This is a genomic window from Bradyrhizobium sp. OK095 (assembly GCF_900109945.1).
Lineage (GTDB): Bacteria > Pseudomonadota > Alphaproteobacteria > Rhizobiales > Xanthobacteraceae > Bradyrhizobium.
In genome coordinates this window covers 26,158-50,356 of record NZ_FOBX01000019.1, presented here as the reverse complement: position 1 = coordinate 50,356, position 24,199 = coordinate 26,158, and the positions used below count along the sequence as shown (strand labels likewise).

Here is a 24,199-nt window from a genome sequence, read left to right as displayed (position 1 = left end):
GGAGACGGGACATGGGTACTGAACATACCGCAAAGGCCTTCGACACCGACCTCCAGGAACTCACCCGCCTGGTCGCCGAGATGGGTGGCATCGCCGAGCGCATGATCGTCGATTCCGTCGACGCGCTGATCCGCCGTGATGTCGCGCTCGGTCAGCGCGTCGTCGTCATCGACGCCGAGCTCGATGCGCTCCAGAAGAAGATCGAGGAGCGCGCCGTGCTCACCATCGCCCGCCGCCAGCCGATGGCGGTCGATCTGCGCGAGATCGTCGGCGCCATGCGCGTTGCGACCGATCTCGAGCGCATTGGCGATCTCGCCAAGAACATGGGCAAGCGCGTCGCGGCGCTGGAGACGGATTTCCATCCGCTGAAACTGTTCCGCGGCCTCGAGCACATGACCGACCTCGTGCAGCAGCAGGTCAAATCGGTGCTGGACGCCTATGCCGCGCACGATTTGCCGGCGGCGATGGCGGTGTGGAAGGGCGACGAGGAAGTCGATGCCATCTGCACCTCGCTGTTCCGCGAGCTCCTCACCTACATGATGGAGGATCCGCGCAACATCTCGTTCTGTATCCACCTCATGTTCTGCGCCAAGAACATCGAGCGGATCGGCGACCACGCCACCAACGTCGCCGAGACCGTGTTCTACATGATCGAGGGCCAGGCGATCACCGACAAGCGGCCGAAGGGCGATATGACGAATTTCGCCACGACGGTCCCGAATACCTGAATCCTTTAAGGAGCGACGACCCGATGGGCGCACGCATTATGGTGGTTGAGGACGAGGAAGCTCTCACCGAGCTGCTTCGCTACAACCTCGAAGGCGACGGTTATGACGTCGAGACGGTGATGCGCGGCGACGATGCCGACACCCGTCTCAAGGAGCACATCCCCGATCTGATCGTGCTCGATTGGATGCTGCCGGGGCTGTCCGGCATCGAGCTTTGCCGGCGGCTTCGCACCCGTCCCGAGACCAAGCAGCTCCCGATCATCATGCTCACCGCGCGCGGTGAGGAGAGCGAGCGGGTGCGCGGCCTTGCGACCGGCGCCGACGACTACATCGTCAAGCCGTTCTCGGTGCCGGAGCTTCTGGCCCGCGTGAAGGGCCTGTTGCGGCGCGCCAGCCCCGAGCGGCTCGCCACAGTGCTCGCCTATGGCGACATCGAGCTCGATCGCGACAAGCGCCGTGTCGCGCGCTCGGGCCGGCCGATCGATCTCGGCCCGACCGAATATCGCCTGCTGGAGTTCTTCCTGGAGCATCCCGGTCGCGTGTTCTCGCGCGAGCAGCTGCTCGACAGCGTCTGGGGCCGCGACATCTATATCGACGAACGCACCGTCGACGTGCATATCGGCCGCCTGCGCAAGCTGCTCAATCTCGGCCGCGAGCAGGACCCGATCCGCACAGTTCGCGGCGCGGGTTATGCACTCGATGATCGCTTCGCGAAGGCGGAGCAGGCGTAGGGTTTGCTTCAAACACGCAAATAAAAAGCGCGCTCGGTGGCGCGCTCTTTCTCGATCCGTCCCGGCCTTGCGCCGGGACGATGTCGTTTGGGGCTGACCTCAGCGGGGACTCGGCTTCACCGGTGCGCGGCGGCGATCGGATGCCGGCTGGTACGCGACGCGCGAGTGCTGGGCGCAATAGGGCAGGCTGGAAAGCGCCTTGCCGCCGCAGAAGAAGAAGTCCGGGCTCGAGGGATCACCGATCGGCCAGTGGCAGGTCGCCTCGTTGAGTTCGAGCAGCGATAGCCGCTGGCTCATCGGCACCACGTTATCGTAGGTGAGCGGTTCGGCCTCGACCTCGACCTCGAAGGCCTGCGCCAGCGCGGTGTTGCCACGCGCGATCGGGCGGGTCACCCGCATCATGTGCTGCGCGGGGCGCGCCTTGCGCGGCCGGGGAGCTGCCGATGAGGGGCTCTTGGCGCGGCCGGACAGGCCGAGCCTGTGCACCTTGCCGATTACGGCATTACGGGTCACGTTCCCGAGCTCGGCTGCAATCTGGCTGGCCGACAATCCGGCCTCCCAGAGCTTTTTTAGCTGCTCGACGCGATCATCGGACCAGGTCAAAACTGTCATTGCACCCTTTCCCTCGCCACGCGGCTGCCATGCTGGCGCCCTGCGGCGAATGCCTAAGCTTCCAAAAACCCGTGCCGCCAGAATCCCTTAAGGCTCGCCGGGCGCAACTGAGCGCCCGAACGTTTACGCCGGTACATGAGGACTCTTGGGATCAGAAACACTGCACGAGATGTCGTATCTGACAATTCAAACGCTACAATATGGCGTGACTCACGCGCAAGAGTCCGCCGACTCGCTTCCACATGTTCCGTGGCAAAAACCCGCAAATTCGGCACCGCAAGACTACGGATTCAGCGTTTCGCGAGGCTTTCGGGCGGCATTGACACCCGTCTCACCAGGCCTAAGATAGTGTGACGTGCCGCCCTTAAAAGGCGGCACGTTTCGTTTTCCGGGCCGGTTGATGGTGCGTTGCGCAATGCACGCTCACGCCGTCCGCAACATCAAGTGACCGTCATGACTAACAGCGCAGCGCCGCATTTGCTCCCCGTTTTCGCCAGGTCCGACCTCGGTTTCGAGCGCGGCGAAGGCTGTTGGCTGATTGCGACAAATGGCGATCGCTATCTCGATTTTACCTCCGGCGTCGCCGTGAACGCGCTTGGTCACGCCCATCCCGCGCTGGTCAAGGCGTTGCAGGAGCAGGCGACGAAACTCTGGCATATGTCGAACCTGTTCCAGAGCCCGGACGGCGAGAAGCTTGCCGCGCGCCTGTGCAACGAGAGTTTTGCGGACTTCGTGTTCTTCTGTAATTCCGGCGCCGAAGCGCTGGAAGGTGTGATCAAGCTGGTCCGCCATCATCACTTCTCCAAGGGGCATCCAGAGCGTTACCGCATCATCACTTTCGAAGGTGCCTTCCACGGCCGCACGCTGGCGACGCTGGCTGCGACCGGATCTGCAAAATATCTCGAAGGCTTTGGTCCGCCGATGGACGGTTTCGACCAGATTCCGCATGGCGACATCGAGGCCGTGAAGAAGGCGATCGGTCCGCACACCGCCGGCATCCTGATCGAGCCGATTCAGGGCGAGGGCGGCGTGCGGTCGGCAACGCCTGCGTTCCTGAGGGCGTTGCGCCAGCTCTGCGACGACAAGGGCCTGCTGCTCGCGTTCGACGAGGTGCAGACCGGCATGGGCCGCACCGGCGATCTGTTCGCCCATCGGCGCACCGGCGTCACACCTGACGTGATGTCGCTGGCGAAGGCGCTCGGCGGCGGCTTCCCGATCGGTGCGGTGCTGGCGACTGCCGACGCTGCCTCCGGCATGGGGCCCGGCTCGCACGGCTCGACCTTCGGAGGCAATCCGCTGGCGATCTCCGCTGCGAATGCCGTGCTCGACGTCATGCTCAAGCCCGGCTTCTTCGATCACGTCCAGAAGATGTCGCTGCTGCTCAAGCAGAAGCTCGCTTCCGTGATCGACCGTTATCCTGACATCGTCAGCGAGGTGCGCGGCGAAGGCCTCCTGATCGGCATCAAGGCCGTGGTGCCATCCGGCGATCTCGTCGCGGCGCTGCGTCACGAAAAACTGCTGACGGTCGGCGCCGGCGACAATGTCGTGCGTTTCCTGCCGCCCTTGATCGTCAGCGAAGCCGAGATCGAGGACAGCGTCGGGCGGTTGGAGCGCGCCTGCACCGCGATCTCGTCCAGTCAGACCAAGCGGGCGGCAAGCTGATGAGCAAGTCGCCGAAACACTTCCTGGATATCAACGAGCTCCCGCTGTCGGAGCTCAAGAGCATGCTCGACGCCTCCTCTGCCATGAAGGCGAAGCAGAAGGCGCATCAGCCGGTCAGGCCGCTCGAAGGCAAGACGCTGGCGATGATCTTCGAGCGCCCCTCGACGCGCACGCGCGTCTCGTTCGACGTCGCCATGCGCCAGCTCGGCGGCGAGCCCATCATGCTCACCGGCGCCGAGATGCAGCTCGGCCGCGGCGAGACCATCGCCGACACCGCGCGCGTGCTGTCGCGCTATGTCGATGCCATCATGATCCGCATCCTCAACCATGATGCGCTGCTCGAGCTTGCGGCCAACGCGACCGTGCCCGTCATCAACGGCCTGACGCGACGTTCGCATCCTTGCCAGGTGATGGCCGACCTCATGACCTATCAGGAGCATCGCGGCCCGATCGAGGGCCGGACGGTGGCCTGGACCGGCGACGACAACAACGTGCTGGCGTCCTGGGCGCACGCGGCCGAACGCTTCAAGTTTCAGCTCAACATCGCGACTCCGCCGGAGCTTGCTCCGAAGAAGGTAATGCGCGACTTCATCAAGGCCACCGGCGCGCCGATCATGATCGGCACCGATCCCGAGGCCGCCGTGAAGGGCGCCGATTGCGTCGTCACCGACACCTGGGTGTCGATGGGCGATAAGGAAGGCGAGCACCGCCACAACGTGCTCAAGCCCTACCAGGTCAATGCCCAGCTGATGTCATTGGCAAAATCCGACGCGCTGTTCATGCACTGCCTGCCGGCCCATCGCGGCGAGGAGGTCGCCGACGAGGTGATCGACGGCCCGCAATCGGTCGTGTTCGACGAGGCCGAAAACCGCCTGCATGCGCAAAAGGGCATTCTGGCCTGGTGCTTTGACGCGGTGAAATAATCACCTTGTAGCCCGGATGGAGCGTAGCGAAATCCGGGGTTTTCAACGCGCAGGTAAGGCGTCCCGGATTGCGCTGCGCTCCATCCGGGCTACGCTGCCCGTGGTTCCGCGGACGGCGGAATGCGGCTGCGCCCCTTCCATTTTCCACCCTCCGACCCCAGATAAAGCGCCATGGTTTCCCAATCCCCTGACATGAACACCGGGCCCGAAGGCCCGGTTCGCGCACCATCCGCGGTTCCGATCGACGATGCCGTGCTGCCCTACGAGGTCGACGCGCTCGACGTGCGCGGACGCCTGGTTCGGCTCGGGCCGGCGCTCGACGAGATCCTGACCAAGCACGATTATCCCGCGCCCGTCGGCAAGCTGCTCGGCGAGGCCATCGTGCTGACGACGCTGCTCGGCTCGGCGCTGAAATTCGAGGGCCGTTTTATCCTCCAGGCCCAGACCGACGGTCCGGTGTCGTTCCTCGTGGTGGACTACCAGGCGCCGGATCGCCTGCGGGCCTATGCGCGCTTCGATGCCGCGCGTCTGGGCGATGCCCAAAATTCTGGCATGGACTCCGGCACGCTGCTCGGTAGCGGTCATCTTGCCATGACCATTGACCAGGGCGCCGACATGAGCCGCTACCAGGGTCTGGTCGCGCTCGACGGCGGCAGCCTGGAAGACGCCGCCCACGAATATTTCCTGCGCTCCGAGCAGATCCCGACGCGCGTGCGCCTCGCGGTCGGCGAGGAATGGCGTTCGAACGACGGCGGCAAGCATCGCTGGCGCGCCGGCGGCATGCTGATGCAATTTTTGCCGAAGGCACCGGAGCGCGCGCGGCAGGCCGATCTGCATCCCGGCGATGCGCCCGACGGCGTCGAGGTGCACGCTGTCGCTGAGGACGACGCCTGGGTCGAGGCGCGTTCGCTGATCGAGACCGTCGAGGACGTCGAGCTGATCGATCCGGAGCTGTCCGGCGAGCGGTTGCTCTATCGCCTGTTCCACGAGCGCGGCGTGCGCGTGTTCAATCCGCTAGTCCTGAAAGCCCAATGCTCCTGCTCGCGTGACGCGGTCGGTGCCATGCTGAAGAGTTTTTCGGCCGACGACCGCGCCGCCATGGTCAAGGACGACAAGGTCGTCGTGACCTGTGAGTTCTGCTCGTCGGTGTACGAATTCACGCCCGATGAGGCGGGCGTCGAGGACGCGTAGGCGCGATCTGCGTAGGGTGGATTAGCGCAGCGTAATCCACCTCTTCCATTTCCTAGGAAGCAGACAGTGGTAGATTACGCCTTCGGCTAATCCACCCTACGGCAACGATGTGCACCGCGCTAATTCAACACCCTCTTATTATCCGGGCTGTCCAGCGAGAACGTCGGCACATCGATCTCAAAACGCTCGCCGCTTGCGCTGACCATCTGGTAGCGGCCGGTCATGAAGCCGGAGGCGGTCGAGAGCGGGACGCCGGAGGTGTATTCGAAGCGTTCGCCGGGGGCCAGCGTTGGCTGCTCGCCGACCACGCCCTCGCCCTTCACCTCCTGCTGGCGGCCGGTGGCGTCGGTGATGATCCAGTGCCGCGTCTTCAGCTGCACGGTCTCCTCGCCCGAATTGGTGATGACGATGGTGTAGGACCAGAAAAACCGGGAACGGTCGGCCGACGACTGCTCCGGAACAAAGTTCGGCTCGACGGTCACTTCGATATGGCGGGTCACGGCGCGGTACATGGCTGCCATCATAACGAAAACCCGGCCGGGAACCAAACGCCGCAGGCCGCTTTCGCGACATCGTCCCGCCAGAATTGGCGGAGAAGTACACCCGGATGTGATCCGGCCGCTTTGCGAGGGGCCGCCCGGATCGGTACACTCCTCATCAACGGCGCGATTTGCGGAAGGGTTTTTAGCCCCCGATGACCATTGCGGACCAAGTGACGGGAACGCCAATCGCAGGAACCGCCGGTGCGAAACCTGCGGAGGCGAAGCCGCGCGCCGCCGCGCCGGCGATCTCGCTTCCCGCGATCGGCGAGCGCGAGCTCCGGCTCGACCTGTTCCGCGGTCTGGCGCTGTGGCTGATCTTCATCGACCATCTGCCGCCGAGCGTGCTGACCTGGTTCACGATCCGCAATTACGGCTTCAGCGACGCCACCGAGATCTTCATCTTCATCTCCGGCTACACCGCCGCCTTCGTCTACGGCCGCGCGATGCTGGAGAGCGGCGTCGTCATCGCCACCGCGCGCATCATGCGACGCGTCTGGCAGATCTATGTCGCCCACGTCTTCCTGTTCACGATCTTCCTCGCCGAGATCTCCTATGTCGCGACCAGCTTCGAGAACCCGCTCTACACCGAAGAGATGGGCATCATGGATTTCCTCAAGCAGCCCGACGTCACTATCGTGCAGGCGCTGCTGCTGCGTTTCCGTCCCGTCAACATGGACGTGCTGCCGCTCTACATCGTGCTGATGCTGGCGCTACCCGTGATCCTGTGGTCGATGAAGTGGAAGCCCGACCTCACGCTCGCCCTGTCCGCCGTGCTCTACGCGGTGACCTGGGAATACGACCTTTATTTCTCCGCCTATCCGAACGGCTTCTGGGCGTTCAATCCGCTGGCCTGGCAATTGCTTTTCGTCTTCGGTGCATGGTGTGCGCTCGGAGGTGCGCGGCGCATGTCACGTATTCTGGCGTCACCGGTGACGATGTGGATTTCGGTCGCCTATATCGTAGCGGCGTTCTGCGTGACGCTGACATGGTATGTGCCGCAATTGTCCCATCTGATGCCGAAGCGGCTCGAGCAGTGGATGTATCCGATCGACAAGACCGACCTCGACGTGCTGCGTTTGACGCATTTCCTGGCGCTGGCCGCGCTCACCGTGCGTTTCCTGCCGCGCGACTGGCCGGGCCTGAAATCGCCATGGCTGCGGCCGCTGATCCTGTGCGGCTCGCATTCGCTGGAGATATTCTGCCTCGGCGTCTTCCTCGCCTTCGCCGGCCATTTCATCCTGGCCGAAGTCTCCGGCGGCGCAGCCATGCATGCGGTGATTAGTCTCTCCGGAATCCTGATCATGTGGGGCGTTGCGTGGGTGATTTCGTGGTACAAGCGCGTGGCTGACAAGAGCGGTGCGAAACCCAAAATCGCCGTCGGCAACGCCGATATGGCGGGAGGGGGCTGATGAAGGCGAAGGTTCTCCTGAGCCTGATCCTGCTGTGCGGTGGTCTCGCCGCGCCTCTGGCGCGCGCGGGCGATGCTGTGCCTGCAACTCCCGCCGTGCCTCCAGCCTGCGAATTGCCGTCCTATCTGCTCAGCAGCGAAAGCCAGCTTCCCAAGGTCGGCGAGGCCATCAAATCAGGCAAACCGCTCGAAATCCTGGTCATCGGCAGCCGTTCGACCACGATTCCGGCCTCCGAGGACGCTTCCTATCCGGCGCGAATGCAGGCCATTTTGAAGGACAAGCTGCCGCCGTCGGAGGCCGTGCACGTCTCCGTAGAAATACAGAGCAAGAAGACGGCCGAGGAGGCGGCCACCACCTTCGTTAAGCTGATGGAAGCAAAAAGGCCTACTTTGGTCATCTGGCAGACCGGGACCGTGGATGCTATCCGAGCAATCGATCCCGACGATTTTCGCGGCGCAGTGACCGATGGGGTTGCCGCGCTGCAAAACGCAGGGGCTGACGTCGTGTTGATGAACTTGCAGTACAGCCCGCGTACCGAAACCATGATCTCGGTGCCGCCCTATCTCGATAATATGCGGGTGGTGGCGCAGGAGCATGACGTTCCGCTGTTCGACCGTTTCGCGATCATGCGGCAGTGGAATGATCAGGGTCAGTTCGACCTGTTCAGCCCGTCCCGCGGGCCTGAGCTGGCGAAACAGGTCCATGATTGCCTTGGCCGGGCGCTGGCACAGTTCGTGATTGATGCCGCCCATCTGGGACCGGCCCAGCAGCAAAATTGAGGTCTAGCGTTAATGAGTTCTCTCCGCCCTTTTTGCCTGACGGCATGGCTGGCTGCGCCCGCGCTGGCGGCGCTGCTGTCGCTGTCGCCGGTATCGCAGTCGCGCGCGCAGGCGCAGGCGACGCCCGCGCCGTCCGCTAGTTCCTCGTCGTCCCAGACCACCGTTGCTGCGACCCACCCCTCCGCCGAGCAGCGCGGCATCACCGCGCGCGCCATCGACAAGGTGAAGCAGGTCGCCAAATCCGCCGGCGACATCTTCAGCCGCGTGCCGTGTCTGGCGCCGAAGGGCGGCTCCAAGACGATGGGCTCGCTACCGCATGTCGCGGGCAAGCTCGTGGCCGGCAAGCCGGTCGTGATCGTCGCGTTCGGCTCGTCGTCGACGGCGGGCTATGGCGCAAGCTCGCCCGATTTCAATTATCCGAATCGTCTCGCCGCGCAGCTGCGCCGGCAATATCCAGGTGCCAACATCACCGTCATCAATGCCGGCATCGGCGGCGAGGACGCGCCCGAGATGATGAAACGCCTCCAGACGGAGGTGATCGATGTGCATCCGGATCTGGTGATCTGGCAGGTCGGCACCAACGCCGTGCTGCGCAACCTCGATCCCGGCGACACCGCGAAGATGGTCGAGGACGGCATTTCCCGCATCCAGGCTGCCGGCGATGCTGACGTCGTGCTGGTTGATCCGCAATATTCGCCGGCCGTCAACCAGCGCGCCGAGAGCGCCGGCAAGATGGTGAAGCTGCTCGGCAAGGTCGCCGAGCTCCGTCACGTCGGCATCTTCCCGCGCTTCGAAGTGATGCGCGACTGGCACGAGAAACAATCTATCCCGGTGGAGAGCTTCGTCATCGCCGACGGCCTGCACATGAACGATTGGGGCTATGCCTGCTTCGCCCAGCTGCTCGGCGACGACATCATCCGCTCCGTCGGCCAGATCAAGATCGGGGTGAACGTACCTGCGGACGTGCGGGCGTACCGGCCGATGTAGGCCGTCGGTGCCGTAGGGTGGGTTAGCGAAGCGTAACCCACCATGCTTCAGCGAATGCAGAACGAAGTTGGTGGGTTACGCCAGCGGACTGCGCTTCGCGCAGCCGCGAGCTAACCCACCCTACGATCCAACCTCACGCCTTTTCCAGCGCCGCCGTCAGATCCTCGATCAGATCATCCACATGCTCGAGCCCCGCAGAGAAGCGGATAAAGCCCTCGCTGATACCGAGCGCGGCGCGATCCTCCGGCTTCAGGCGCTGATGCGTCGTGGTCGCCGGATGCGTCACCAGGCTCTTGGCGTCGCCGAGATTGTTGGAAATCATTGCAAGCTTCAGCTCATTGAGCACGCGGAAGGCGCCCGCTTTGCCGCCCTTGACCTCGAAGCCGACCAGCGTCGAGCCGCCGCGCATCTGCTTCTTCACCAGCGCTGCCTGCGGATGATCGGCGCGGCCGGGATAGACCAGCCGCGAAATCTTCGGATGGCTCGCCAGCACGTCGGCGATGCGTGCCGCTGTGTCGGTCTGCGCGCGCACGCGCACAGCCAGCGTTTCCAGGCCCTTGAGCAAAACCCAGGCGTTGAAAGGCGAGATCGACGGCCCGGTCTGGCGCATGAAATTGTGGATGTGCTCGGCGATGAACGCTTCCGACGACAGGATGATGCCGCCCAGACACCGGCCCTGGCCGTCGATGTGCTTGGTCGCGGAATAGACCACGACGTCGGCGCCGAGCGCGAGCGGGCTCTGCCAGATCGGGGTCGCGAACACGTTGTCGACAACGAGCCGAGCGCCGCCGCTGTGGGCGATCTCGGCGATCCCGGGAATGTCGAGCACGTCGAGCGTCGGATTGGTCGGGCTCTCCAGGAAGAACGTCTTGGTGTTCGGCTTGAGCGCGCGCTGCCATTGATCGAGATCGAGGCCGTCGACCAGCGTGGTCTCGATGCCGTAGCGCGGCAACAGGTCCTGAATGACGTAGAGGCACGAGCCGAACAGGGCGCGGGATGCGACGACATGATCGCCGGCCTTTAGCGGCGCCAGGATCGCGGTGGTCACCGCGGCCATGCCGGTTGCCGCCGAGCGGGCCGCTTCGGCGCCTTCGAGCTCGATCATGCGACGCTCGAACATCGCGATGGTCGGGTTCGAATAGCGCGAATAGATGAAGCCGGGGTCCTCGCCCTTGAACCGCGCCTCGCACTCCTCGGCGCTGTTGTAGACATACCCCTGCGTCAGGAACAGCGCCTCCGACGTCTCGCCATATTGCGAGCGCAGGGTGCCGGAATGAACCAGCCGGGTTTCGGGACGATATTGCGCGGTGGGCGCCGGGGACTTCGACATAGGACCTCCTCTGCGTGACCATCGAAAATGGCCACAAAAAAACCGGCCTGGATAAAACCACGGGCCGGGATCACAGAGGTCCCCGGCCTGTTTAGCGACTTATTTAACGTGGCTGCAAGCCGGCCGGCTCAAATCACCACGGGATAAGTCATGCTCTTATTCCGCAATGGCCTTTCCGTCAAGACGTCCATCGGATAGCCGTAAAACGCTAGTATTTCCCGTATGTCCGGATGCGTTTAACCCCTGACGAGGACCCCCGGTTGAGTTTCACGGTTGCCGCCGACGCCAATGGTATCCTGCCCGACCGCATGATCGCGGCGATGGCGGAGGCGGGTCTCATTCTGCCTGCATACGACTTCGTCGAAAGCCAGATCCAGCCGGCAAGCCTCGACCTCCGCCTTGGCGACATCGCCTACCGCGTTCGCGCCAGCTTCCTGCCGGGACCCGGCGCGACCGTTGCCGAGCGCATCGACGAATTGAAGCTGCACGAGTTCAGCCTCGCTGATGGCGCGGTGCTGGAGACCAACTGCGTCTATATCGTGCCGCTGCTTGAGAGCCTGGCGTTGCCGCCGGAGATCGTCGCAGCCGCGAACCCCAAAAGCTCGACCGGCCGGCTCGACGTCTTCACCCGCGTGATAGCCGACGGCACCCGCCGTTTCGACATGATCGGCGCCGGCTATCACGGACCGCTTTACGCCGAGATCAGTCCGAAGACATTTCCCGTGCTGGTCAGCGAGGGCTCGCGCTTGAGCCAGGTGCGTTTCCGCACCGGCGATGCCATCCTCAACATCGACGATCTCGAGGCGCTGCACGCGGCTGAGCGTCTCGTCGATGTCGACGATGCCGATCTCACCGGCGGTGTCGCCGTATCGGTCGATCTCTCTGGCGAGAAGAGTGGCGGCTTCGTCGGCTATCGCGCCAAGCGCCACACGGGTGTGGTCGATGTCGATCGCCGCTCCGGCTATTCAGTCGAAGAGTTCTGGGAGCCGATCTCGGCGCGTCCCGACGGCAGGCTGATCCTCGATCCCGGCGAGTTCTACATCCTCGCGTCGAAAGAGGCCGTGCAGGTGCCGCCCGATTACGCCGCGGAGATGGTGCCGTTCGACCCGCTGGTCGGTGAATTCCGCGTGCACTATGCCGGATTCTTCGATCCCGGCTTCGGCTATGCTGGCGCAGGTGGGTTAGGATCGCGCGCCGTGCTTGAAGTGCGCTCGCGCGAAGTGCCTTTCATTCTCGAGCACGGCCAGATCGTCGGCCGCCTCGTCTACGAGAAGATGCTGGCGCGTCCCGACGCGATGTACGGCCAGCGCATCGGCTCCAACTACCAAGCGCAGGGTCTGAAGCTGAGCAAGCATTTCCGGGTGTAGGGCCCGGCCTATAACGGCGAGCAGCAAGCATGGGATCCATTGCGGCCGAACCGCTGGTGTCGCTGGTGCGACAGCTGGCGCAGAACTACGGCATCGATTGTTTTGTCGAGACCGGGACCTATCTCGGCGCGAGCGCGCGGTTCGCCGCCGAGATTTTTCCGCGCGTGGTGACGATCGAGATCAAGCGCGAATTTCATGAGAAGGCCATCGCGGCCTCGCTGGGCAGTAACATCGAGTTCCTGCTGGGAGATTCGGCAACCCTGCTTCCGGATGTCGTCGCTGGTCTGACCGGCACGACCTTGTTTTGGCTGGACGGGCATGCCGGCGCCGGCTTCTTCGCCGACGACGACAATTGCCCGCTCCTCGCCGAGCTCGAGGCCATCGGGGCTTCGCCGCATCCCCATGTCATTGTGATCGACGACGCGCGTGCCTTCCTCGCGCCGCCGCCTCCGCCGTTCAAGTTCGAGGCCTGGCCGACGCTGCGCGAAGTCCTCAACACCGCCTGCTGCCGCTTCCCCTATTATTGCGTCGTGCTCGACGATTCCATCATTTGCGTTCCCGAGACGATGCGCATGGACGTGGTCGCGCTTTGCAACACGGCGCGGCCGAAGATCTGAACAAAATTCGTGATGCGGAATTGGGGTGCTGGCGCGCAGGGCGTCCTGCACGCGCGTTATGTTGCTTGTCACTGAGCGCAGTGACACACTCGATCAAAACAATGATCGGGAGCGAACATGACTGCAGCATCAGACCCCGTGCAGGAGGCCCAATGGAAACGCTGGCGCGCGGTCGCCGATCTCTATCACGCTTACTTCACCGGCCTGATCCTCACCGTCGTCACGCGGCGCGGCACGGCCGATGCAGCGGAGTTCGTCTTCCGCGTGTTTCGCCGCCAGCAGCAAGAGCGCTTCCTGCCGGGGCTCGAAAAACTCGGTCTCAGCCATCTGCCGCCGGCTGTGGCTGCTGCGCAATATCACTACCTCTCCAACTGGATCGGCGGCGTGCACGTCGAATACATGTATGAGAGCGACACCAAGGCCTGGATCCGCTATCCGCCACCGCGCTGGATCTGGAAGGGCACTGCGATTTGCGGCGTGCCGGGCGAGGTCTCGCGCGCGATGTTGCGTGGCTGGCATGCCAACAACGGCGTCGCGCTCGGCGATATCAGGCTTGGTTTCGTCTGCACCAAGCAGAGCGTCGACGGCCAGGACGGGCTCGAAGGCTATTATCATCAATACGACTATCCGCTCGAGCTCGACCAGCGTCTGGTGTTCGCGCGGCATCTGGAAGCCCCTACGTTCGACGCCAAGACCGCGCCGGCTTTGCCGGTCGCAAGCTGGCCAAAGCCGCGGCTTGAAAAAGCCTATCGCAACTATGCGATGGAATATGTCCGCACCGCCGCGCCCGTGATGGTGCAGCTGTTTGGTCCGGAGGATGCCGGCTATCTGCTGCATTTGACCGGAAAGCTGATTGGGATGCAGTATTTCGACGAGGTCGCAGCCGCACTCGCGACGAACCGCGGTGGCGCGAACGAGTTCGCGTCATTCCTCAACGCGCTGTTCGCCGCGCAGGACGATGCGGCCGAGACGACGCAATCCGAAGGCACATTCGAAATCCGCCAGCAGAGCTGGAAGCTGATGGACGACGTCACCGACTATCACCGTGCCTGCGCCAAGGTGCTGGAAGGACTGTTCGAAGGACTGGCTGCCGGATGCGGGCGGCACATCAGCGTGCACTTGGGCCCGACGGCAGGCGGCCGCCCACCGCTGGTCTGGACCATCGGGTAATTCCGCCTATCGAAATGCGCAGTCGCGGGGCACGCCTGCGCCGGACGCAGGAGGAATCGGCAAGCGCCGTGCTAACAAGCGCCTTGCCACGCCCTTTACGCGAAAAATTGATTGGCACACCTCATCATTGCCGCGCCGTGAATGGCGCTTGTGTCCGGGAGAGGAAATGTCCGACATCGCCGAGATCCCGGTCGATGAACAAGAGCGTCCGCTGCCGCCGCCCCCGCGTCCGGTGAAAAGCGCGCTGACGGACGGGCCGATCCTGCGCACGCTGCTGGGGCTTGCCTGGCCGAACGTCATCGCGCTCTCGGCTGGCACCTGCGTGGTGATCGCGGAGACCTCCTATATCGGGCGGCTCGGCGTCGAGGCGCTGGCCGCGATGGCGCTGGTGTTTCCAACGGTGATCCTGACCATGACGATGTCGGGCGGCGCCATGGGCGGTGCAGTGGCCTCGGCCATCGCACGCGCGCTCGGCGCCGGCGATCGCGAGCGCGCCGGCACGCTTGCCGCGCATGCGCTGCTGATCGGCATCACCTTCGGTCTCGTCTTCATGCTGGGCATGCTGATCTTCGGACCCAAGGTGCTCGAGATGCTCGGCGGCCGCGGCGCCGTGCTGACCCATGCGATCGCCTACACGCAGGTGTTTTTCGGCGGCGCCGTGCTGCCCTGGCTGCTCAACACCATGGCCGGCGTGCTGCGCGGCACCGGCAACATGAAGCTGCCGTCGCTGCTGATCCTCAACTCCGCGGTCTGGCAGATCGTACTCGGCGGTACGCTGGGCCTGGGACTTGGGCCGGTGCCGCAGCTTGGCATGCGCGGCGTCGCGGCGGGCTCGCTGATCGCCTATTCCATGAACATCTGCGTGATGGGCTGGTATCTGTTCTCCGGCCGCGCCCGTGTCGTGCCGAAGCTGCGCGGATTGCGCATCCAATGGGCGATGTTTTTCGACATCCTCAAGGTCGGCGCCATTGCCTGCTTCTCGCCGCTGCAATCGGTGCTGACGATCTCGATCTTCACCCACATGCTGGCGAAGTTCGGCACCGCGATCCTCGCCGGCTACGGCATCGGCGCGCGGCTCGAATTCCTGCTGACCTCGATCGCGTTCTCGTTCGGCATCGCTTCGGTGCCGATGGTCGGCATGGCGATCGGCGCCGGCCGCATCGCGCGCGCGCGGCGCATCGCCTGGATCGCGGGCGCGTCCGCTTTCGTTGCCGTCGGTGCGCCGGCGTGCCTCGTTGCGACCTTCCCGGATCTCTGGGTCAACATCTTCACCGACAGCGCGACGGTGCGCGCCACCAGCCATCAATATCTGTCGACGGTGGCGCCGTTCTACGCCTTCATTGGCCTCGCCTCGACGATGTATTTCTCCTCGCAAGGTGCCGCCAAGGTGATCGGGCCGGTGCTGGCGCAGACCGCGCGGCTGATCTACATCGCGTCGATCGGCTGGTGGTTGTCGACGCATGAGGCGACCGCGCAGAGCTACTTCTGGCTGGCCGCAAGCTCCATGGTCGTGCTCGGCCTGCTCTCCTGCTCCAGCGTGGTGCTGACGCGCTGGGCGCCGCGCGAAAGCAAGCCCGCGATCAGACCGGCTCTGTCGGCCGCGGCCGACTAACGCCTGCTTGCCGGATTTTTGTTTCTGAATATTTCCAGGCGTTGTCTGGCAATATCGAGCAACCTGGCTGCCCTCTGCCGAAGGCTCCGCGCCAGCTCCTGGGGACAATTTCGCCGCGAGTCCACCAGAAGCACGGAAGGCCACATGACCTCGATTTCGTCGCTCTCCTCCCATCATCACCACGCGTCACCTTTGCAAAAACTGCAAGACGAGCTGCAGTCGGAAGTCAGTTCCGGCGCGATCAGCTCGACCGATCAATCGGCGCTGTCGTCCGCGCTCGGCGATATCGATTCCGCCCTGCAATCGACCAGCGCGAGCGATCAATCCAGCGGCAGCAAATTGTCGCCCGACGAGTTCAAGTCCAAGATCGACGATCTCATCCAGCAGGAAGTGTCGAACGGCAAGCTGACCGACCAGCAGGCCACCGAGCTGCAAGGCGTGTTCAAGGCGGCGTTCTCCCATGGTCCGGGTGGACCGGGCGGAGCAGGTGGACCGCCGCCCGGGCCGCCGCCGTCTGGCGGGTCTTCGGCCAGTGGCACGGATAGTTCGTCGAGCGGCAATTCGGTGGTGGATTTGCTGCAGCAATTCCTTCAGTCGCTGACTAGCTCGTCCACCGATTCGACCTCGTCCAGCACGACGGGATCAAGCGACACGACGACTGGGAGCAGCACGGATAGTTCCTCAAGCAGCACGTCGGCGACGGATCTGCTGCAACAATTCCTTCAGTCGCTGAAGAACTCGCTCACGGATTCGACCTACAGCGCGACGCAATCGAGCGATTCTTCGGTGTCGGGCGTCCTGCTCAACGACCGGGTCTGATACCGGCGGCGCCCCATCCGCCGATTCGGCGCAACCATCCTTCGTGCCCCGCGAAGGGTGGTTGCCTCGTTGCCAGCTTGCCACGCAGCGGCGATAGGCCGACCCGCCTCAGCGATGCTTGTGGCGGCGATGGCCGCCACCGCCGCCGACATTGGCGAGCCGCATCAATTGCGGAATCATCGACATCATGTCGCCGCCGCCGGAACCGCCGAGCATGCCCATGATATCGCCGCCGCCCATGCCGCCGAGTCCGCTCGGCATGGTGCCGCCTCCGCTCATCGGCGTGTAGCCGCCGTAATTGGGCGCGCCAAAACCGCCGCCGAAATTGCCGCCGCCGAGGCCACTTAAACCTCCACCGCCCATCATGCCACCGAGGCCGCCGCCGCCATTCTCCATCATGCGGCTCATCATCGGGCCCATGGTTTGCATCAGCATGGCGAAGCGGCGCTTGCCCATCTTCGCCTTCATCATCTCCAGCATCGGCGCCATCTGGGTCATCATGTCCTCGCCGCCGGCGCCGCCGCCGAGGAACTGCGCCTTTGCCGGCGTGCTCGCGACCGAAAATAGCAGCAGCACGGCGGCTGCCTGGCAGATCACCTTGTCCGCACCTCTCATGGCATGCTCCTCGCGTGCGTGGCTCCGCCGGGAGAGCGGAGCCAACCGGACGCACGCGGCCATGGTTACGGCTGGTGAGGAGAGGGCTCTGTGAGAAAGATCACGCAGCCGCGAGCATGATCCGGAAAAGTGCGCAGCGGTTTTTCGAGAAAATCATGCTCAAATAACAAACTAGGCCGGAAACGCCTTGTGCATCGCGACGACTGCCTCCTTCGTCTGCCCCTGCACGTAGGCGGCAAGCTCGTTGGGCAGCATGTCGATGATCCAGACCAGGCGGCACCTCGCCTCGCCCTCGGCGATCACCTGCACCGAGGCGCTGTAATGCTTCAGCCGTTCGCTGTTGATGGCATAGACGAGCCGCTGCCGCGTATCGTCGCAGTCGATCAGCACCTCGCGCGCGACGGAGCCATTGGCGAAAGTGACGATGCGCGCATCGCCGTCGAGCATGCAAGCGGTGACGAAGCCCGGCACCAGCCGCAGATGCAGCGCGCCGAAATCGCGCACCGCGTCCCAGAGGTCGCGCGCGGGGACGGGGAGAGGAATGTCGTTGTGGATGGAGGCCATGAAGGTGTCCTTGATTGAGAAGTTCGTGGGGTGGGCAAAGGCGCGCTCTTCGCGCGCTGTGCCCACCATTCATCGGCATTGTCGCACGCGATGGTGGGCACGCTACGCTTTGCCCACCCTGCGAGTGCTCGCGCGCGGCGGCCGCTACGTGCAAACCGCCTCGACATTGTTGCCGTCAGGATCGATCAGAAACGCCGCGTAATAGGTCGGGCTGTAATCCTTGCGCGGCCCGGCGCCGCCATTGTCGTGGCCGCCGCTCTTCAAGCCCTCGCTGTGGAATGCCTTGACCGCGTCGTGATCTCCGGCGCGAAACGCAATATGGGCGCCGTCGGCCTTGCGGCCCTTGTTGAGATGCAACCACAGCGCGGGCTCACCCTTCGGCCCGAAGCCGGCATAACCGTCGCCGCTGGAGCACAGCACGTAACCCAGCGGCGCCAGCACCGCGGTGTAAAAACGCGTGGCAGTGTCGAGGTCGGCCACGCGCAGTCCGATGTGATCATACATGATCGTCTCCATGTCCAAAGCGCGCCGCAAATGGCGCGCGCCGGAGACGACCCTAGTCAGTCGAGGGCAGGCCGCTCTTGGAGAATCTTGCGCTTCGTTGCCATAGCCGGAGTGATCTCTAGAGGCGGGATGGTCGCAATCAGACTAGACCGGATAACGCCATTTCAAGGCGCGCCGCAGCAGCAGGACGACAACAGCCATGATCCCGACAAACGGATAGTAGAACCATGGGATCGGCCCCTGATGCCCGAGATGCGCCATGTACAGAACGACACCGAGCAAGGTCATGGTGATCGTCGCGGCCGACCAATATAGCGGCGAGTGCAGCATGCCCGTCGCGGCATGCTCGGCCGCTTGCTCGCGGGTGCGCCGCGCCATCCAATAGAAGGCTGCGAAAACCCCGATCGTGAAGATCCATGCCACGTTAAGCCTCGCCGCGCGCTTTAGTGATACGATAGCGCAGTACGCCGGATGCGGAGAGCCATTCAGTTCGTCTGGTCAACGAAGCCTTAGCAAGGTTCGCTGACTCAGTTGAGGGTCAGCCGTTCGCCGAGAATCTTGCGCTCCCCGCGCGAGGCCTGCCGGAATTTTGTCGGTGACACGCCGGCGGCGCGATGAAAAGTGCGGACGAAATTGGAGAGGTCGCCGAAGCCGACGTCATAGGCGATGTCGGTGACCGCGAGATCATCATCGGCAAGCAGGCGCGCTGCGTGCCGCAGCCGCGAGCGCACCAGATATTGATGCGGGGTGACGCCGAGCACGCTCGAAAAGAGCCGCAGGAAATGGAACGGGCTGAGGCCTGCCTGCTTTGCCGCCTGTTCGAGATCGATCTCGGCATGCGAATTGTCGTCGATCCACAATGCGGCTTCCACCGCGCGGCGGCGGTCGCGCGCTGTGGGCGTTGCCGGTTTGCGCGAGTTGCCGGAGACGACATCGACAAAGCGGCCGGCAAGAATCTGGCCGATCTCGTCGAGGCCGAGGTCGCTGTTGCCATCTGCTGCCGTCTGGGCGAGTTCGCCCAGCACCATCAGCTCGGGCAACGGCGGCGTCGCGCCGACCTGCCAGGCCTCGCGCCGCCCGCCGAGAGCGTCGACGAGGTCTTCGCTGAGGAAGAACGACAGGCAGATATCGCCAGAGACGTGCTCATGCGTGCAGGTGTATTCGTCGCCGGGCGCGCCGACCAGCATCGCGCCCGCGACCAGCTCGAAGAAGCCGGCGCGGCAATGGCAGCCAAAACTGCCGGAGCGGACATAGGCGATGGAATGGCCGGTGCGGCACTCGGCGAACGGATTGTCGCCCGGTCCCGCATCGCAGCGAAACTCGGAGACGGTCATCGACGGCGTGGTCAGCAGTGTGGTTGCGTCCATCTCGCCTATCTAGGCATGATCCGGACAAGTGTGTAGCGGTTGTCCGACAAGATCATGCCCAAAAAACAAAGCTAAGGTGCGATCAAGATCGCGCCTTAGCCGGGCGCGCGCGGCGGAGCAACGGGCAGCAGCACCTCGAACAGCGTCTTGCTGGCGACCGGATGGGCGCCCTCCAGCGACAGCAATCGCCGCTTGGAGATCACCCCGCCATAGGGCGAGAGCCGGTCGGCGTAATTGCCGGCCTCCAGCACCCGGTGGCACGGCACGATCAGCATGTAGGGATTCTTGGCGATCGCCTGCGCCACCGAATACGCAGCGCCGGAAGCGCCCAGCGCCCTGGCGATCTCGTGATAGGTGCGTGTCTCCCCGCGCGGGATCGTGCAGGCGTATTCGTAGACCCGCCGGTTGAAGGCGAGCACCGCGCCGGCATCCAGGCTGACGTCGGAAAAATCGGGATCGCTGCCTTGCAGCAGTCCCACGATGCCCTCGATCGCAAGCTCGGCATTGAGCGGAGGCTGCTGCTCGCGTGCCTCCGGATGGACCTGAAAGATCCGGCGGCGGGTGTCTAGCTCCCGCGCCTCCGGCAATTGCACGGCCACAACACCGGTGCTGCTCCAGATGATGCCGCAGCGCCCGATCGCCGTGTCGAATATCGTGTAGCCACGCCCCACCATGCACACGCCCCACTCAGTGCACGTCTCTCCCCAGACACATTGATCATAACACCGCCACAATCCGGCGCACCCAAAATCTTACTGAAACGTTAAGAACCGTCCGGCCGGGCGCGCCAAACCGCTTGGCGGGCGGCGCCGTCTCGGCTAATCAGAGCGGGCGTGAGCAACGCATCCGCGGGCGTAGTTCAATGGTAGAACGGCAGCTTCCCAAGCTGCATACGAGGGTTCGATTCCCTTCGCCCGCTCCAAAACCCCGACTGCATCATCATCCGATCTGACTGCGCTGTTGCGCTCGCGCGCAGGCAGAAGATTCTAATATATTAGCTGCTCGCTCCCGGCACGCGCGCCCCGCCCGCCCTAAGCTCCTCATGCCCTGGCGGGTGCGGTCCCTGCGACGGGCGATGTTCGGATGAAAGCCAGGGCCCGCAAAAATGGACCAGCAAAAACTCGACCGCGCGATCGGTCGTCGCTTGAAGACGTTGAGGACGCAGGCGGGCATGACGTTGAACGAACTCGCGACGCGCTCCGGCGTCAGCCGGGCCATGATCGGGCGGGTGGAGCGGGCGCAGAGCAGTGCCACCGCGGCGCTGCTCAACAAGCTCTGCGCGGCGCTCGATGTCACGCTCAGCGACGTCGTCGCGCTGGCGGAGAAGCCGCCGGAGCGGTTGACGCGGCTTGCCGACCAGCCGCATTGGCGCGATCCCGACAGCGGCTACCGGCGGCGTCATGCCTCGCCGCCGGATGCTGCCAGCGGCATCGAGATCATCGTCGTGGACTTGCCGGCCGGTGCGCGCGTCTCCTACAGCCCCTGGGGCCGCAGCGCCTTCACCCAGCAGCTCTTGATGCTGGAGGGCGCTGTCTGCGTGCATATCGACGCCAAGACGGTGCGCCTGCGCGACGGCGACTGTCTCGATTTCGACGTGATGCGCGCGGTGACCTTCGAGAACGAGACCAAACAGGATTCGCGCTACGTCATCATCACGCGGCGCGGCACATCGTACGGGAAAATGTGATGTCGCTGATCGTGCGGGACGCAACGCCAGAGGATGCCGAAGATATTTTGGCCATCTACAATTACGCCGCGATCAACACCACGGCGGTCTGGACCGACGGGCCGACTGATCTGGAGTCGCGGCAGCAGTGGCTCCGCGCACGGCAAGAGGCAGGCTATCCCGTGCTGGTCGCGATGAAGGGCAGGGACGTTGTCGGCTTCGCCTCGTTCGGCGATTTCCGTCCCTTCCCCGGCTACCGCCACACCGTGGAGAATTCGGTCTATGTCGACGAGCGGCACCACAGGGCGGGTATCGGCCGAAGTCTCGTCGCCGCACTGATCGAGCGCGCCACCGCCATGAACAAGCACGCGATGATCGCAGGCATCGACGCGACAAATGCCGGCTCGATCGCCCTGCATGCCTCGCTCGGCTTCGCCGAGGTCGCCCGTATGCCGGAGGTCGGCTGCAAGTTCGGCCGCTGGCTCGATCTCGTCTTCATGCAGAAGCACCTTGCAAGTGGAGTGCAGCCCTGACGATGCAGATCCGCACCGGCGACACTTTTGATCCGCGCGTGATCGCGCTGCTCGACCATCATGTCACCGCTGCGCGGGCGCAGACCGCACCGGGTAGCGCGCATGCGCTCGATCTTGCCGGCTTGCGTGCGCCCGAAATTGCGTTCTGGACCGGCTGGGACGGCGAGGCGCTGGTCGCCACCGGCGCGCTGAAGATGCTGTCGCCCGACCACGGCGAGGTGAAGTCGATGCACACGCTTCAGTCCACGCGGCGACGCGGCTTTGGCGGCCAGATGCTCCGCCACATCATCACGGAAGGCCGCGCGCGCGGGCTGAAGCGGCTCAGCCTCGAGACCGGCTCGTGGGACTATTTCAAGCCCGCGCATGCGCTCTACCAAGCGCACGGTTTTGCGCCTTGCGGCCCGTTCGAGGGCTATGCCGAGGATCCCAACAGCCTGTTTCTGACGCTCGACCTGGGCCGCTGAGCAACACCGGCCCAGGTCGAACCAAATCTGATCAAGGCTCAGGCCAGTTGCGGCAGCGGCTGGACCCGCTCGCCGACCCAGGAGCTGAGCATCTGGTGATAGAGCGTCGCGGACTGCCACAGCACGCGTTGATACAGCTTGCCCTTGTCCGAGTGTTTCGTGACATCGCCGCAAACATCGAGCCCCATGGACAGATGGTGGACGTCGACGTCGGTGTGGATCTTCCAATAGCGCCCGCTCAGAATCTTGAGCCTGTCCAGCACGGGGATCACGGCAGAATAGAAGTCGAACGCGACCCCTTCACTGAGCACGTTCAGGGCGACGACCTGCACGTCATGCGGATCGCGCATCGCACTGCGCCAACAGTATGAAATCGCATTCAGTGTTTCCATCGTTGCCGGGACATCGCCAGGTTCGGCGTCGCGGAGAAATCCGTGCTCCTTCATCCAGGCAATGAGCTGATCGGGATGGTCGGCTTCCTCTACCGCGTGCTCCGCGAAGACGCGCTGATAACGTTTGTCCTGACACAGCGACGAGCGCAGGCAAAGCGCCTGTGTGAATTCGCGCGACTGGTGGATCAGTTGGTGAACCCATTGCAGATCGTTCGGTAGCGTCGCGCCGGCAACTTGCCTGAAAAAGGGACCTTGCCGGAGTTGCGACCGGTACTGCTCGGACATATCAAGCAACCACTTCATAAGGCTCTCTCTCATGATCTTGCCGCGAACGCCGTCGCGGCGCTCGTCCGGTGCAGCGCAACCATAGGCAAGAGCGTGGAACCGCGCGTCCTGCGTTCGAGCGAGACGTGCGACGTCGCAGGGCGCGAGACTGCCGGAATGGCTGGGTGTCCAGCGTGTGATATGCAACTATCGCTTGAAATCGCTGCGGACGCCCTCAAAATGAGTTGCGTACCTCAAAACACCTCTGCTAGCCTTCAGCGATGGCCGATACCCTTACCGCGACCGCGCTGACGCTGAAGGACATCGCCCGCCAGGCGGGCGTCAGCTTGGCGACCGTGGATCGCGTCCTGCACAACCGCCCAGGCGTGCGGCCGGATACGGTCCGGCGCGTCAGGGAAGCGATCGAGCGCAACGCCTTCCAGCCGCATGTGGCCGCCGCAGAGCTTGCGCGTGGCCGCGCCCGTCGCTTCGCCTTCGTGATGCCGTCCGGGCCGAACCCGTTCATGCAGCAGATCGAGGCCTATCTCGGCGAGATGTCGGCGTGGCTCTCGGCACGCCGCCTCAACGTCGAGATGATTGCGACCGACGTGTTCGATCCGTCCGTGCTCGCGGCCTCGCTGGAGGCGCTGTCGGCCGATTACGACGGCGTCGCCGTGGTCGCGCTCGACCATCCCCGTGTCCGCGCTGCGATTAACGATCTGGTCGATGCCGGCACCAAAATCGTTACGCTGGTCTCGGACGTGCCGTCCTCGCGCCGCCACCATTATGTCGGCATCGACAACATCGCGGCGGGGCGCACCGCTGGTGCGCTGGTCGGGCGGCTGGCCGGCGGGCGGTCCGGTAAGGTCGCCATCCTCGCGGGATCGCAGGGCCTGCGCGACCACGCCGAGCGCATTTTTGGCTTCAACCAGGTGATGGCGTCGGAATTTCCGGAGCTGAGCGTGCTGCCGGTGCTGGAAGGGCGCGACGAGGACGACCGTTCCGGGCAATTGCTGGCGCGGCTGTTGGGCAGGCATGCTGACATTGTCGGCCTTTATAACGTCGGTGCCGGCACACAAGGCGTTGCGAAAGCGTTGAGCGATGCCGGCCGCGACAAGGTCGTGTTCGTCGGGCATGACGTCACCGCGTTGACGCGCCGGCTGCTGCTCCAGGGCGTGATGGATGCCGGGATCTCGCAAAATCCCGGACATGAGGCGCGCGCCGCCGTGCGCGTGCTGCTCGCGCTAGCGCGCGGCGAGCCGATCTTGCGCGAACAGGAGAAGATCAGGATCGACATCGTGATGCGGGACAATTTGCCTTAAGCGGCAGGACAAATTTCGAGAAGGCCCGT

27 protein-coding genes, 1 tRNA gene and 1 riboswitch are annotated in these 24,199 nt (G+C 64.1%); of the genes, 18 read left to right on the top strand and 10 right to left on the bottom strand.

Annotated features, from left to right (window positions below):
* The first annotated feature begins 11 nt into the window (after positions 1–11).
* The gene (phoU, locus tag BMW89_RS34100; protein ID WP_092034721.1) at positions 12–728 is read left to right on the top strand and encodes a phosphate signaling complex protein PhoU; all 717 of its coding nucleotides are present in this window, start codon (positions 12–14) and stop codon (positions 726–728) included.
* A gap of 23 nt (positions 729–751) precedes the next feature.
* Positions 752–1,459, top strand: coding sequence for a phosphate regulon transcriptional regulator PhoB (phoB, locus tag BMW89_RS34095; RefSeq protein ID WP_014491300.1), 708 nt, complete (start codon positions 752–754; stop codon positions 1,457–1,459).
* A 99-nt stretch (positions 1,460–1,558) separates the two neighbouring features.
* Here the strand turns inward: phoB and BMW89_RS34090 are convergent, their stop codons facing one another.
* Positions 1,559–2,071, bottom strand: a complete 513-nt coding sequence (locus BMW89_RS34090; RefSeq protein ID WP_092034720.1) for a GcrA family cell cycle regulator — start codon at positions 2,069–2,071, stop codon at positions 1,559–1,561.
* Between the two features lie 453 nt (positions 2,072–2,524).
* On the opposite strand from BMW89_RS34090, the gene BMW89_RS34085 reads away from it, so the two are divergent.
* The 3 genes from BMW89_RS34085 (at position 2,525) to BMW89_RS34075 (ending at position 5,847) form a co-directional block, all read left to right on the top strand.
* Positions 2,525–3,733, top strand: coding sequence for an aspartate aminotransferase family protein (locus BMW89_RS34085; protein ID WP_177196520.1), 1,209 nt, complete (start codon positions 2,525–2,527; stop codon positions 3,731–3,733).
* A complete protein-coding gene (gene argF / locus BMW89_RS34080) occupies positions 3,733–4,656 on the top strand; it encodes an ornithine carbamoyltransferase (RefSeq protein ID WP_092034718.1) in 924 nt (307 codons plus the stop codon). The genes BMW89_RS34085 and argF overlap by 1 nt, the downstream gene beginning before the upstream one ends.
* Positions 4,657–4,827: 171 nt before the next feature.
* Positions 4,828–5,847 (top strand): Hsp33 family molecular chaperone, encoded by a 1,020-nt coding sequence (locus tag BMW89_RS34075; RefSeq protein ID WP_092034717.1) that lies wholly within the window; start codon positions 4,828–4,830, stop codon positions 5,845–5,847.
* Between the two features lie 119 nt (positions 5,848–5,966).
* Here the strand turns inward: BMW89_RS34075 and apaG are convergent, their stop codons facing one another.
* The gene (apaG, locus tag BMW89_RS34070; RefSeq protein WP_177196531.1) at positions 5,967–6,359 is read right to left on the bottom strand and encodes a Co2+/Mg2+ efflux facilitator ApaG/CorD; all 393 of its coding nucleotides are present in this window, start codon (positions 6,357–6,359) and stop codon (positions 5,967–5,969) included.
* Positions 6,360–6,541: 182 nt separating this feature from the next.
* Here apaG and BMW89_RS34065 point away from each other — a divergent pair, with 182 nt between their 5' ends.
* The 3 genes from BMW89_RS34065 to BMW89_RS34055 are packed head-to-tail and all read left to right on the top strand — an operon-like array spanning position 6,542 to position 9,564.
* Positions 6,542–7,798, top strand: a complete 1,257-nt coding sequence (locus tag BMW89_RS34065) for an OpgC domain-containing protein (RefSeq protein WP_092034715.1) — start codon at positions 6,542–6,544, stop codon at positions 7,796–7,798.
* Positions 7,798–8,577 (top strand): SGNH/GDSL hydrolase family protein, encoded by a 780-nt coding sequence (locus BMW89_RS34060; RefSeq protein WP_092034714.1) that lies wholly within the window; start codon positions 7,798–7,800, stop codon positions 8,575–8,577. The genes BMW89_RS34065 and BMW89_RS34060 overlap by 1 nt, the downstream gene beginning before the upstream one ends.
* Positions 8,578–8,589: 12 nt before the next feature.
* Positions 8,590–9,564, top strand: a complete 975-nt coding sequence (locus BMW89_RS34055; protein ID WP_092034713.1) for an SGNH/GDSL hydrolase family protein — start codon at positions 8,590–8,592, stop codon at positions 9,562–9,564.
* A 133-nt stretch (positions 9,565–9,697) separates the two neighbouring features.
* Here the strand turns inward: BMW89_RS34055 and BMW89_RS34050 are convergent, their stop codons facing one another.
* Positions 9,698–10,894, bottom strand: coding sequence for an O-succinylhomoserine sulfhydrylase (locus BMW89_RS34050; RefSeq protein WP_092034712.1), 1,197 nt, complete (start codon positions 10,892–10,894; stop codon positions 9,698–9,700).
* A 70-nt stretch (positions 10,895–10,964) separates the two neighbouring features.
* Positions 10,965–11,044: riboswitch (SAM riboswitch) on the bottom strand.
* Between the two features lie 80 nt (positions 11,045–11,124).
* On the opposite strand from BMW89_RS34050, the gene BMW89_RS34045 reads away from it, so the two are divergent.
* The 5 genes from BMW89_RS34045 to BMW89_RS34025 all read left to right on the top strand — a co-directional run bounded on the left by BMW89_RS34045 (position 11,125) and on the right by BMW89_RS34025 (position 16,479).
* Positions 11,125–12,261 carry a 2'-deoxycytidine 5'-triphosphate deaminase gene (locus tag BMW89_RS34045; protein ID WP_092034711.1) on the top strand — a complete coding sequence of 379 codons (1,137 nt, stop codon included), beginning with the start codon at positions 11,125–11,127 and terminating at the stop codon, positions 12,259–12,261.
* 29 nt (positions 12,262–12,290) lie between these two features.
* On the top strand, positions 12,291–12,878 hold the full coding sequence (locus BMW89_RS34040; protein ID WP_092034710.1) for an O-methyltransferase: 588 nt from the start codon (positions 12,291–12,293) through the stop codon (positions 12,876–12,878).
* Between the two features lie 117 nt (positions 12,879–12,995).
* The gene (locus BMW89_RS34035) at positions 12,996–14,048 is read left to right on the top strand and encodes a hypothetical protein (RefSeq protein ID WP_092034709.1); all 1,053 of its coding nucleotides are present in this window, start codon (positions 12,996–12,998) and stop codon (positions 14,046–14,048) included.
* Between the two features lie 166 nt (positions 14,049–14,214).
* Complete coding sequence (locus BMW89_RS34030) at positions 14,215–15,660, top strand: MATE family efflux transporter (RefSeq protein ID WP_092034708.1); 1,446 nt, start codon at positions 14,215–14,217, stop codon at positions 15,658–15,660.
* Between the two features lie 144 nt (positions 15,661–15,804).
* Positions 15,805–16,479, top strand: a complete 675-nt coding sequence (locus tag BMW89_RS34025) for a hypothetical protein (protein ID WP_092034707.1) — start codon at positions 15,805–15,807, stop codon at positions 16,477–16,479.
* A 108-nt stretch (positions 16,480–16,587) separates the two neighbouring features.
* Here BMW89_RS34025 and BMW89_RS34020 read toward each other — a convergent pair whose 3' ends face one another.
* From BMW89_RS34020 to BMW89_RS33995, 6 genes are all read right to left on the bottom strand, one after another.
* Positions 16,588–17,094, bottom strand: coding sequence for a hypothetical protein (locus BMW89_RS34020; protein WP_177196518.1), 507 nt, complete (start codon positions 17,092–17,094; stop codon positions 16,588–16,590).
* Between the two features lie 171 nt (positions 17,095–17,265).
* Positions 17,266–17,658, bottom strand: coding sequence for an SRPBCC family protein (locus tag BMW89_RS34015; protein WP_092034795.1), 393 nt, complete (start codon positions 17,656–17,658; stop codon positions 17,266–17,268).
* 144 nt (positions 17,659–17,802) lie between these two features.
* Positions 17,803–18,162: a VOC family protein gene (locus tag BMW89_RS34010; RefSeq protein ID WP_177196517.1), complete on the bottom strand. Its 360-nt coding sequence runs from the start codon at positions 18,160–18,162 to the stop codon at positions 17,803–17,805.
* 144 nt (positions 18,163–18,306) lie between these two features.
* Positions 18,307–18,585, bottom strand: a complete 279-nt coding sequence (locus tag BMW89_RS34005) for a hypothetical protein (protein ID WP_092034704.1) — start codon at positions 18,583–18,585, stop codon at positions 18,307–18,309.
* 104 nt (positions 18,586–18,689) lie between these two features.
* Positions 18,690–19,529, bottom strand: coding sequence for a helix-turn-helix transcriptional regulator (locus BMW89_RS34000; RefSeq protein ID WP_092034703.1), 840 nt, complete (start codon positions 19,527–19,529; stop codon positions 18,690–18,692).
* A 95-nt stretch (positions 19,530–19,624) separates the two neighbouring features.
* Entirely contained in the window at positions 19,625–20,203 is a 579-nt protein-coding gene (locus BMW89_RS33995) for a methylated-DNA--[protein]-cysteine S-methyltransferase (protein ID WP_092034794.1), read from the bottom strand.
* Between the two features lie 174 nt (positions 20,204–20,377).
* Between BMW89_RS33995 and BMW89_RS33990 the strand changes: the two genes are divergently transcribed.
* From BMW89_RS33990 to BMW89_RS33975, 4 genes are all read left to right on the top strand, one after another.
* Positions 20,378–20,451, top strand: a tRNA-Gly gene (locus BMW89_RS33990).
* A 183-nt stretch (positions 20,452–20,634) separates the two neighbouring features.
* Positions 20,635–21,216 (top strand): helix-turn-helix domain-containing protein, encoded by a 582-nt coding sequence (locus BMW89_RS33985; protein ID WP_092034702.1) that lies wholly within the window; start codon positions 20,635–20,637, stop codon positions 21,214–21,216.
* Positions 21,216–21,728, top strand: coding sequence for a GNAT family N-acetyltransferase (locus BMW89_RS33980; RefSeq protein ID WP_177196516.1), 513 nt, complete (start codon positions 21,216–21,218; stop codon positions 21,726–21,728). The genes BMW89_RS33985 and BMW89_RS33980 overlap by 1 nt, the downstream gene beginning before the upstream one ends.
* A gap of 2 nt (positions 21,729–21,730) precedes the next feature.
* Positions 21,731–22,192: a GNAT family N-acetyltransferase gene (locus BMW89_RS33975; RefSeq protein WP_177196515.1), complete on the top strand. Its 462-nt coding sequence runs from the start codon at positions 21,731–21,733 to the stop codon at positions 22,190–22,192.
* 38 nt (positions 22,193–22,230) lie between these two features.
* Here the strand turns inward: BMW89_RS33975 and BMW89_RS33970 are convergent, their stop codons facing one another.
* The gene (locus tag BMW89_RS33970; RefSeq protein WP_092034700.1) at positions 22,231–22,887 is read right to left on the bottom strand and encodes an iron-containing redox enzyme family protein; all 657 of its coding nucleotides are present in this window, start codon (positions 22,885–22,887) and stop codon (positions 22,231–22,233) included.
* A 242-nt stretch (positions 22,888–23,129) separates the two neighbouring features.
* Here BMW89_RS33970 and BMW89_RS33965 point away from each other — a divergent pair, with 242 nt between their 5' ends.
* Complete coding sequence (locus tag BMW89_RS33965; RefSeq protein ID WP_092034699.1) at positions 23,130–24,170, top strand: LacI family DNA-binding transcriptional regulator; 1,041 nt, start codon at positions 23,130–23,132, stop codon at positions 24,168–24,170.
* Positions 24,171–24,199: the final 29 nt, after the last annotated feature.

What these genes read in the sequence shown, in the direction of transcription:
- phoU (WP_092034721.1), top strand. Translation starts at nt 12, where the DNA reads ATGGGTACTGAACATACCGCAAAGGCCTTCGACACCGACCTCCAGGAA.
- phoB (WP_014491300.1), top strand. Translation starts at nt 752, where the DNA reads ATGGGCGCACGCATTATGGTGGTTGAGGACGAGGAAGCTCTCACCGAG.
- BMW89_RS34090 (WP_092034720.1), bottom strand. Translation starts at nt 2,071, where the DNA reads ATGACAGTTTTGACCTGGTCCGATGATCGCGTCGAGCAGCTAAAAAAG.
- BMW89_RS34085 (WP_177196520.1), top strand. Translation starts at nt 2,525, where the DNA reads ATGACTAACAGCGCAGCGCCGCATTTGCTCCCCGTTTTCGCCAGGTCC.
- argF (WP_092034718.1), top strand. Translation starts at nt 3,733, where the DNA reads ATGAGCAAGTCGCCGAAACACTTCCTGGATATCAACGAGCTCCCGCTG.
- BMW89_RS34075 (WP_092034717.1), top strand. Translation starts at nt 4,828, where the DNA reads ATGGTTTCCCAATCCCCTGACATGAACACCGGGCCCGAAGGCCCGGTT.
- apaG (WP_177196531.1), bottom strand. Translation starts at nt 6,359, where the DNA reads ATGTACCGCGCCGTGACCCGCCATATCGAAGTGACCGTCGAGCCGAAC.
- BMW89_RS34065 (WP_092034715.1), top strand. Translation starts at nt 6,542, where the DNA reads ATGACCATTGCGGACCAAGTGACGGGAACGCCAATCGCAGGAACCGCC.
- BMW89_RS34060 (WP_092034714.1), top strand. Translation starts at nt 7,798, where the DNA reads ATGAAGGCGAAGGTTCTCCTGAGCCTGATCCTGCTGTGCGGTGGTCTC.
- BMW89_RS34055 (WP_092034713.1), top strand. Translation starts at nt 8,590, where the DNA reads ATGAGTTCTCTCCGCCCTTTTTGCCTGACGGCATGGCTGGCTGCGCCC.
- BMW89_RS34050 (WP_092034712.1), bottom strand. Translation starts at nt 10,894, where the DNA reads ATGTCGAAGTCCCCGGCGCCCACCGCGCAATATCGTCCCGAAACCCGG.
- BMW89_RS34045 (WP_092034711.1), top strand. Translation starts at nt 11,125, where the DNA reads ATGCGTTTAACCCCTGACGAGGACCCCCGGTTGAGTTTCACGGTTGCC.
- BMW89_RS34040 (WP_092034710.1), top strand. Translation starts at nt 12,291, where the DNA reads ATGGGATCCATTGCGGCCGAACCGCTGGTGTCGCTGGTGCGACAGCTG.
- BMW89_RS34035 (WP_092034709.1), top strand. Translation starts at nt 12,996, where the DNA reads ATGACTGCAGCATCAGACCCCGTGCAGGAGGCCCAATGGAAACGCTGG.
- BMW89_RS34030 (WP_092034708.1), top strand. Translation starts at nt 14,215, where the DNA reads ATGTCCGACATCGCCGAGATCCCGGTCGATGAACAAGAGCGTCCGCTG.
- BMW89_RS34025 (WP_092034707.1), top strand. Translation starts at nt 15,805, where the DNA reads ATGACCTCGATTTCGTCGCTCTCCTCCCATCATCACCACGCGTCACCT.
- BMW89_RS34020 (WP_177196518.1), bottom strand. Translation starts at nt 17,094, where the DNA reads ATGAGAGGTGCGGACAAGGTGATCTGCCAGGCAGCCGCCGTGCTGCTG.
- BMW89_RS34015 (WP_092034795.1), bottom strand. Translation starts at nt 17,658, where the DNA reads ATGGCCTCCATCCACAACGACATTCCTCTCCCCGTCCCCGCGCGCGAC.
- BMW89_RS34010 (WP_177196517.1), bottom strand. Translation starts at nt 18,162, where the DNA reads ATGTATGATCACATCGGACTGCGCGTGGCCGACCTCGACACTGCCACG.
- BMW89_RS34000 (WP_092034703.1), bottom strand. Translation starts at nt 19,529, where the DNA reads ATGGACGCAACCACACTGCTGACCACGCCGTCGATGACCGTCTCCGAG.
- BMW89_RS33995 (WP_092034794.1), bottom strand. Translation starts at nt 20,203, where the DNA reads ATGGTGGGGCGTGGCTACACGATATTCGACACGGCGATCGGGCGCTGC.
- BMW89_RS33985 (WP_092034702.1), top strand. Translation starts at nt 20,635, where the DNA reads ATGGACCAGCAAAAACTCGACCGCGCGATCGGTCGTCGCTTGAAGACG.
- BMW89_RS33980 (WP_177196516.1), top strand. Translation starts at nt 21,216, where the DNA reads ATGTCGCTGATCGTGCGGGACGCAACGCCAGAGGATGCCGAAGATATT.
- BMW89_RS33975 (WP_177196515.1), top strand. Translation starts at nt 21,731, where the DNA reads ATGCAGATCCGCACCGGCGACACTTTTGATCCGCGCGTGATCGCGCTG.
- BMW89_RS33970 (WP_092034700.1), bottom strand. Translation starts at nt 22,887, where the DNA reads ATGAAGTGGTTGCTTGATATGTCCGAGCAGTACCGGTCGCAACTCCGG.
- BMW89_RS33965 (WP_092034699.1), top strand. Translation starts at nt 23,130, where the DNA reads ATGGCCGATACCCTTACCGCGACCGCGCTGACGCTGAAGGACATCGCC.